The 8,203-nt window shown below is 61.5% G+C and carries 8 protein-coding genes and 1 pseudogene; 3 read left to right on the top strand and 6 right to left on the bottom strand.

Annotation, left to right across the window (positions count from 1 at the left end):
• Positions 1-321 precede the first annotated feature (321 nt).
• Entirely contained in the window at positions 322-1,164 is an 843-nt protein-coding gene (locus E5X34_RS32250) for an alpha/beta hydrolase (RefSeq protein ID WP_292573209.1), read from the bottom strand.
• A gap of 215 nt (positions 1,165-1,379) precedes the next feature.
• Between E5X34_RS32250 and E5X34_RS32245 the strand changes: the two genes are divergently transcribed.
• From E5X34_RS32245 to E5X34_RS32240, 3 genes and pseudogenes are all read left to right on the top strand, one after another.
• On the top strand, positions 1,380-1,997 hold the full coding sequence (locus E5X34_RS32245; RefSeq protein WP_292573206.1) for a CGNR zinc finger domain-containing protein: 618 nt from the start codon (positions 1,380-1,382) through the stop codon (positions 1,995-1,997).
• A gap of 73 nt (positions 1,998-2,070) precedes the next feature.
• Positions 2,071-2,394: a GFA family protein gene (locus tag E5X34_RS32985; RefSeq protein WP_366664947.1), complete on the top strand. Its 324-nt coding sequence runs from the start codon at positions 2,071-2,073 to the stop codon at positions 2,392-2,394.
• Positions 2,395-2,612: 218 nt separating this feature from the next.
• Positions 2,613-3,078: pseudogene (locus tag E5X34_RS32240) on the top strand (enolase C-terminal domain-like protein); the annotation flags it as partial.
• Between the two features lie 200 nt (positions 3,079-3,278).
• Here the strand turns inward: E5X34_RS32240 and E5X34_RS32235 are convergent.
• The 5 genes from E5X34_RS32235 to E5X34_RS32215 form a co-directional block, all read right to left on the bottom strand.
• Positions 3,279-4,016, bottom strand: coding sequence for an ABC transporter ATP-binding protein (locus tag E5X34_RS32235; RefSeq protein ID WP_292573203.1), 738 nt, complete (start codon positions 4,014-4,016; stop codon positions 3,279-3,281).
• Entirely contained in the window at positions 4,013-4,741 is a 729-nt protein-coding gene (locus E5X34_RS32230) for an ABC transporter ATP-binding protein (protein WP_292573200.1), read from the bottom strand. The genes E5X34_RS32235 and E5X34_RS32230 overlap by 4 nt, the downstream gene beginning before the upstream one ends.
• The gene (locus E5X34_RS32225) at positions 4,728-5,819 is read right to left on the bottom strand and encodes a branched-chain amino acid ABC transporter permease (protein WP_292573196.1); all 1,092 of its coding nucleotides are present in this window, start codon (positions 5,817-5,819) and stop codon (positions 4,728-4,730) included. Before E5X34_RS32225 ends, E5X34_RS32230 begins: the two co-directional genes overlap by 14 nt.
• A 1-nt stretch (position 5,820) precedes the next feature.
• Positions 5,821-6,690: a branched-chain amino acid ABC transporter permease gene (locus E5X34_RS32220; protein ID WP_042639200.1), complete on the bottom strand. Its 870-nt coding sequence runs from the start codon at positions 6,688-6,690 to the stop codon at positions 5,821-5,823.
• 85 nt (positions 6,691-6,775) lie between these two features.
• Positions 6,776-7,960, bottom strand: a complete 1,185-nt coding sequence (locus E5X34_RS32215; RefSeq protein ID WP_292573192.1) for an ABC transporter substrate-binding protein — start codon at positions 7,958-7,960, stop codon at positions 6,776-6,778.
• Positions 7,961-8,203 lie beyond the last annotated feature (243 nt).

The raw sequence follows: 8,203 nt of genomic DNA, 5'->3' as shown, positions 1-8,203 counted from the left end.
CGCATGACCAGCAATATGGCCGCCCCCTTTTTGCAGAACTTGACGCACACAACCACTGAGGCTGCGCTGCAACGCTCGCGATATCACTCAGCCGCCAGCGCTGGCCTACCGCTGGCGGCACACTGGTTGCGGTTCACCAACTATCGAGGCCAATCGGTCAACCTTCCCACTTTGTGGTTTTCGATGCCGCCACAGCTGATCTCGAAAAATACCGCCGCCGCTCCAGATAGCTGCACTTTTCGCCGCAAGATCAATTACTATAGACAGCCTAGACGATCGGGCCGAAGTGGACGACCTGGCGGTGCACCCACCCTCAACCCATCATTTGATGCTGGGAAGAAAGCCGAGCAGCGCCGCCACGATAGCCTCCGGCGCATCCTCTTGGACGATATGTCCCGCGCCGGGTATAACCTTGAGCACCGAAGCAGGGATCTTCTTAGCCAAGGCGCGGCCATGCTCGACGGAAATCCACTTGTCCTCCTCGCCCCAAAGGACGGTTACCGGGCAACGGATTTCGCCATACCGAGTTTCAACTTCGTCAGTATAGCGCTCGTCCATCTGGGCAACTTGCCGGTAAAAGGCTTTCTGACCGGTCTCCCCGAACCAAGGCTTAGCGTACAGCGACATAATCTCTGCGCAGAGCGGCCTATGTACCGCACCTGAGATGTAGGCGGGGACAATAGCCTCATGGACGTATTGCGGTAGACCGGCAAACACATTCTCGTATTGTCGCGCGTGCCGGATGAGCGGGGTGCCCCACGGCGCCACCGCAACCGGATCGACTAAGGTCATCGAGCGATAGTTTCTGTTTCCAAGCAAATGAGCGCGGAGAACGGTGGCGCCGCCGAAATCGTGGCCCACGACGTCCGGTTCTTCAAGGCCCCAATGCTGCAACAAGGCCGCGAAGACCTTGTCCTGCACTCCAAGTGACACATCCTGTCCGTCCCGCATCTCCGATTGGCCGTAGCCGAGGAGATCGTAAAAATAGACCCGTCGAAGGTCGGCTAGATACGGGACGATCCGCCGCCAAACTATCGAGCTGAATGGGGTTCCGTGAACGAGGACCAGCGGCGCCCCCTCACCGACCACCCCGTAGCGAATTTGTTGCCCCTTGTAGTCGAAGGTCCCTGGCAGCGGCCATGCGTCAGCAAGTTCACTTGTCATTTTCTAACCTCTTTGCGATGATATTCAGGTTAGGTAGACTGCGAGAGCGGCCTCTCGCAAATCAAAAGGAATGATCGTCGGATGCAGAAAAATCATCACCCGTCCGAGGTCGACTGCGGCTCGCGACTGCTAAGCGCTCCGGCGTTGCGTCTGGAACCAGTGCAGAAGGGGCAGAGAGCTTTACCGATCACGAACAAGCTTAGGGCGATCGGCAGATGACAGGTTTGGCCCAAAAATGGACGGAAAGGTCCTTTATCGCCGGCAATCAGGTCCTCGATTTCCTGAACACACAGGGTGGAGACACCAAAGCTCGCGATTTGGAGCGTTTGAATACCTATTGGGACATTTTGACGTGGGCCGTCGCGGCTGAGGTCCTCAACGTCGAGGAGTGTGGCGTACTCGGAGACCTCGCAGCGAGGAGACCCGATCTGGCTCAGCACTGTCTTCAGGAACTGAGGATCCAGCGAGAAAGCCTCTACCGGCTGATAACATCGACGATGAGCGGCGACACGCCGGCTGAATCAGATCGCTCGTCTGTCGAGATGAACTTTCGATCGGCGTTGCAGCACGCCCGGCTGATCCCCGGCGTTTCTCAACCTGCGCGATGGTACTCGGTTGCCGACGAGGCCGGCCTTTCGCTCGTGCAATGCCGGCTTGCCATCGCGGCGTCGACGCTAATCACCGACGTCGCCAGCCAGAACATTCGGCAATGTGAAACCTGTAGCTGGCTCTTTATGGATTCATCCGCCACCAAACGAAGGCGTTGGTGTTCCATGGCGGTTTGCGGGAATCGAGCCAAGGCCCAGCGCCACTATCACAGAAACAAGCACTAGCTTTCTTTGCTTTCGGCCGGATCCGCTGCTTTGCTGCGGGAGGGCCTCAGAGCTGCCAGCCCATGGGTCATAGATGCTGAAGGGTTTCAGGGGCAAATGTGAATGTGGCCACACGACGTTCACCTGTGACCTGCACGAGAATTCGATCTCGATCTGTGACTGCATAGAGTGCCGCGACTTGCGGCACCCAAGAACTCGGGTTCTTGCTGCCTTGTCTTCCATTGCCATAAATGGACCCTATAGTCTGTATAATGATCCGAAAATGAGCGAAATGATCGTAAGGGCATTTTGCTTTTTTTGCGGGACGGCGATTTACGCGGTCGAAGCCGCTCCGACTGATCTCGCAGTCGTACATCTGACCACGCTGTTCGGTCCCGATCCCGGGGCTAACGCGTGACGCAAGCAGTTCCTTGTTGCTCCAGGACCGCGGTCCTCATGACGCAACGGCAACGCGGAACGTGCCCAGCGGCACTGGCGGCCGATCAGCGAGTCAGACCGTCGCAACGGTGCATCCGACGGACCTAGTAGAACTCGATGCTTACAAAGCTATCCTAAATCCGAATCCAGTCTCCTGCTTTGTCCACAGCGGCCGCAATTTGGCGTGCGCTGCGGATCGCCAACGGACGCTTGGACCTGAAGACCGCCATCGCCTATGCCGAGGCGATCCGGCAGTACCGCCTGTTCTGGTACGAGGAGCCTGGCGGGCGAGAACCTTTTCTCGCATCAGGATGCGCGTAACCTCCTGCGCCATGGCGGCATGCGGCCCGACCGCGACTATCTTCGGTTCGACTGCGGCCTCTCCTACGGCCTGGTGGATTATCTCCGCACGCTGGAGATCATGAAGGCGCTTGGCTGGTCCTCACGACGCGTAGTGCCGCATCGCGGCCATCAAATGTCGCTCAACATCGCCGCGGGCCTGCATCTGGGCGGCAACGAATCTTATCCGGACGTTTTCCAGCCCTTTGGCGGCTTCGCCGACGACATTGCTGTGGAGGACGGCTATGTCGGGCTACCGGATATTCCAGGTGTCGGCTTTGAAAAGAAGGCCGAACTGTTTACGGTGTTCCGACAATTGCACTAGCCGTGAGCGAGAACGGTCGCGCTCCCGAAACGAAGGTTTCGGCACTCAGGACGCTCGAGGTAGGTACCCATCGCCGTCGATACGGCGCAAACAGTTTCTCAAGGGAGAGAAAACGACGGCCAAGGGGAAGATCGCCGCGCCGCCTGTAGCTGTAACGGCCTTTAGCGGGTGCTTCGAGCCGGTGCTGTGGCGGAGTCGTTTTACAGGGCTCCTTTTGCTTGTGCCCTCTTGCCGAGATAGAGTTCTTGCATGACTGACGACCGTTGCAACTCTTCGATGCTGCCTGACGCCACGATGCGCCCGGAATTCATCAGATAGCCTTGCTCGGCCACCGAGAGCGCCAGCCCGGCGTTCTGCTCCACCAAAAGCACCGCCGCGCGGAATTTCTCGCGCACGTCAACGATGATTCCCTGCAGCTCGGACACCAGCAATGGCGACAGTCCGAGCGACGGCTCGTCGAGCAACAGGATGCGCGGTCTGGCCATGAGGCCGCGCGCGATCGCCAGCATCTGCTGCTGACCGCCGCTGAGCGTGCCCGCCTTGGCGCCGCGCTTCTTGGCGAGGATGGTGAAATAGTTCTCCATCAGGTTGATGTCGGCTTCGACCGCATGCCTGTCCTTGCGGCAATAAGCGCCGAGCAAAAGGTTCTCGCGAACGCTCATGTCGGCGAACACGTGGCGGCCTTCCGGCACCATCACGACGCCGAGCGTGGCCTTCTCATCGGCGTGAAGCGCGGTGACGTCGCGGCCGTCGAAGGTCACGGTGCCGCGCCGCGGCTTCACCAGGCCGGCTATTGAACGCAACAGCGTCGTCTTGCCGGCGCCGTTGGGGCCGAGGATGGTGACGATCCCGTTTTGCCCGACCGTAAGCGAGACGTCGCGATTGACCGCGACAGGCCCATAACCGGTATCCACATGCTCGACGGCAAGCAGGTTCATGACGCGGCCACCTTCCTGTCGGGACCGAGGTAGACCTCGCGCACCTTGGGATCGGCGAGCACCTCGGCCGGCAAGCCTTCCGCGATCTTGGTGCCGAAGTCGAGCACGATAAGGCGGTCGCATAGGTCTGACATCATGTCCATGTCATGGTCGATGAGGCAGACGCCGATGCCTTGCGGCGGCAGCTGCGCGATGACGGCCGCGAAGGCCTGGGCTTCGCTGTCGTTCAGCCCGGCGCCGGGTTCGTCGAGCAGCAGCAGTTCGGGCGAGACGCCGAGCGCGACGGCCAGGCCAAGGCGCCTGAGGCTGCCGAAGGGCAGCGATCCGGCGATCGCCTTGCCGAGCGGCGCCAGGCCGACAAAGTCGAGGATCTTGCCGGGCGACGCCCAGCGGCTGCCTCCCATCCTGCCCTGCTCCCAGGCGATACGCACGTTCTCGTCGACGGTCAGGCCCGGAAAGGACATCGCCTGCTGGAACGTCCGCACCAGCCGCTTTCGCGCGATGCGGTGCGCGCCGATATTGGTGATGTCCTGCCCTTGCCACGATACCGTGCCGCCGGTCGCCGGGTGGACGCCGGTGACGACGTTGAACAAGGTGGTCTTGCCGGAGCCGTTGGGACCGACGATGCCGACCACTTGGTCGGTGCCGATGTCGAGATCGATGCCGTTGAGCGCGACGACGCCGCCGAACTGCTTGCGCAGACCCCTCACCTCAAGCGCGGCCATTCGTGCCTCCGCCTTGCTTTTCGAACCCGCCGCGAACCGCGCAGTAGACGTTCTTGATGCCTGCTCCGACTCCGCCCGGCAGCAGAAGGATCACCAGAAGCAGACAGACGCCGTAGGCGATGCGGGAATCGACCGGATCGAGGTTCAGCACCTCGGGCAGGAAATTGACGACGACCGCGCCGATCAGCGGCCCGTAGAGATAGCGGGCGCCGCCCAGCATGACCATCAGCGCCAGGTAAAGGCTCGGGAAAGCGCCGAACAGGGTCGGCGAGATGTGGCGCAGGTAGTAGAGCTGCAGCACGCCGGCGAGGCCGGCGAACAGGCCTGAAACCATCAGCACGCCAAGCTTGTGCAGGTCGACATTGATGCCGACCGAACGCGCTAGCTGCTCGTTCTCGCGGATGGCCCGCAACGTCCGGCCGTAGCGCGAAATGCCGATGAGATAGGTCGCGGCGAGCGCCAGGAAGAGCGCCGCCAGGACCAAATAGTAATTGTTGGAGAGCTTGTCGAAATTGATGCCGGGCAAGGGCGTGACCGACCCGACATCGAGGCCGGTGGCGGATCCGGTGAAGGTGCCGCCATTGGTGAGCACGATCACGAACAGGGCGCAGAAGCAGAAGGTGATGATGATGTAATGCTGTCCGCCCACCCTCAGCGTCGGCAGACCGATGACGCCGCCGACGATCGCCGACAAGGCCATGGCGAAGGGCAGCGACGTCCAGAAGCCCAAGCCGAGCTGCACGGAAAGGATGGCCGAGGCATAGGCGCCGACCCCCATCAGCGCCGCATGGCCGACCGACATGATGCCGGCCTGGCCGAACTGCAGACCGAGGCCGTAGAGGCCGATCGCCGTATAGAGCGTCGTGATGGCAATCGACAGGAAGCGGTAGCCGAGGCCGAGCCAGGGCAAGGCGATGAGCAGCACCGCCAGCAGGATTGCCGTGATCGCCTGGACGCCGGTCGGCAGCGGAACGGCGGCATTGTCGGCCGTCAGAAGTGCGAGCCGATCCCGTGCCCTGACGCCTTCTGGCGCGGCGCCTGTCTTGCCGGCGCTGTTGTCGGTCATTGGCATCGACATCTCACGACGCCTTCGGGCCGAGCGTGCCGCCAAGCAGTCCCTGGGGCCGCAGCACCAGGATCAGGATCATCACGACCAGCGAATAGGCGTCGGTCCATTCCGGATATCCGTAACCGGCGCTGAGGCCGTCGACGAGGCCGAGTACGAGACCGCCGACGACGGCGCCGCCGACATTGCCGAGACCGCCGATCAGCGAGACCGCGAAGCCGCGGATGATGATGACGCTGCCGGTGAAGGGCGTGATCGGAAACAGCGAGATCATCAGCGCGCCGCCGATGCCGGCAAGCAGGCTGCCATAGATGAAGACGCCGGTGACGTAGCGGCGAACCGGAATGCCCATCAGCTCCGCGGTGTCGCGGTCAGAAACGCTCGCCCGCAACGCCATCCCATAGCGGCTGCGCGAGATGCCGAAATAGGTTATCGCCACGATCACGGCCGTTACCGCGACGACGATCGCGCGCATCGCGATGATATCCACGCCGCCGATCGTCCAGACTAGGCCGACCGGGTCGGTGATGCTTTTCTGGAACTCGTTGAAGACGCGGATGACGGCGTGCTGCAGGATCACGCTGAGGCCGATCGACATGATGAAGCCGTTCATCGGCCGGTTGAGCGTGAAGCGGAACAAGCATCTTTCGGCGGCGAAGCCGAGTGCCCCGACCAGCAGGCCGGCCAATACCAGCGCCACGAAAAAGTTCATCCCGGCGCCGACCATGAACCAGGTCGCCATGCCCCCGACCATCAGGAACTCGCCATGCGCGAAATTGACGATGCCGGCCAGGCCGAAGATCAGGGTGATGCCGATGCCGATGAGAATGGTGACGCTGGCAACCGAGAGGCTGTTCACCAGTTGCTGCACAAAAATGTCCATCATCAAATCCGGGTGGAGAACCTGCAGGGAAGGATGGGCGGAACATAGCCGCCCATCCCGATGTCGGATTTCGTTGCGGGCCGGCTCAGCCGCCGTTGTCGCCGGGCGGTGGAGCGGCCGGCGGCTGCTCGACCGCGCATTTGAACTGGTCGGATGTGTTGGGTTCGACCATGCAGACCTCGGTCGCAAAGGTGACCTGATGATGCTTGTTGAACACAAGCGGCACAGGCGACACGACGCCCTTGTAGTCCGACTTCAGGAGCTCTGCGACCACCGCGTCCGGATCGTCGATCTTGCCGACCTTCTCCAGCGCCTTGGCGTACCAGAAGAAGTAATCGTAATAGAGCAGCGAAACGGAAGACTGCGGGCCCTTGGCGGCGCCGAGGCCGAAATACTTGTCGAAATACTGCTTCACCTCGGGGTATGGCGAGGAACCCCAGCAGACCGGCACGCAGCTCATCGTCACCGGCACATCCGCCTTCAAGCTGCGCTCCTGATAGATGCCCGGGTCGACGCCGAACAGGAAATAGGACGGAGCCACGCCGAGCTTGAGGGCTTGCGGGAAGGCGGTGAGCGTTGAATCGCCATTGTACCAAAAATGTACGATATCGGGCTTCATGCCCTTGATGCGGGTGAGCAGCGGCGAGAAGTCGGTCGTGTCCGGCGGATACTGAACCAGGTCGACTTTCTGCCCTTCCGCCTCGAGCGCCTTGACATAGTGAGACGACAGATACTGCCCGGTCGCGTCATTGCCGACGAACACCACCGAATGCTTCGGTGGCGACTTCAGCTGCGGCGTGAGCAACGACAGCACGCCCTTGGCGGTGCTGCCGCTACGCTGCCATTCCTGCGGCTCGCTCTGGAAGGTGTAGTGGAGCCAGCCGTCCTCGGCGACGGCCTTGTCGTCGAGCACGGCGCCGAGCGAGCTGTTGCCGGAAAACTGCAACACCTTGGCCGGGCCGGTGATCTTGGCCATGGACACCGAGAAGTCATGCGTCTCGGTGCCCCAGATCGCCTTGACGCCGATGTCGTTGACCAGCTCGCGCGCGGCCGCGATGGTGACGTTCACATCCGTCCGGTTGTCGCGGATATAGAGTTTGATCTTGTAGGTTTTGTCGCCGACCTTGATGCCGCCGGCGTCGTTGATCTGCTGCGCCGCCAGATTGGCCGCACCGACGATGGTGTTGCCGGCCGAAACGAATGAGCCCGACTGCGCGGCGATCACGCCAATCGGCAGTTCCTCGTCGGCGCGGGCCGTGTGCAAAGCCATTGCGAGCCCCGCGGCTGCCATGGCCAATCCAAGTCCTAGCTGTCTCATGCATGTTCCTCCCGTTACATGGCCAACTTGTCATACAACCCTATTACCATGTAACACGGCTGTCAACATGACTCCGGCCTGACTGCGATCGAACGGGTGGCGTCGTGTCACCCCTTTCGTTCGTCTGTTTCCGATCTAAGCGGTTGTGTGCGTCAAGTTCTGCAAAAAGGGGGCGGCCATATTGCTGGTCATGCG

The sequence above is a fragment of the Mesorhizobium sp. genome, assembly GCF_004963255.1.
Lineage (GTDB): Bacteria > Pseudomonadota > Alphaproteobacteria > Rhizobiales > Rhizobiaceae > Mesorhizobium.
Note: the sequence above shows the minus strand (reverse complement) of the source record. Positions and strands in the feature narration are given on the sequence as shown.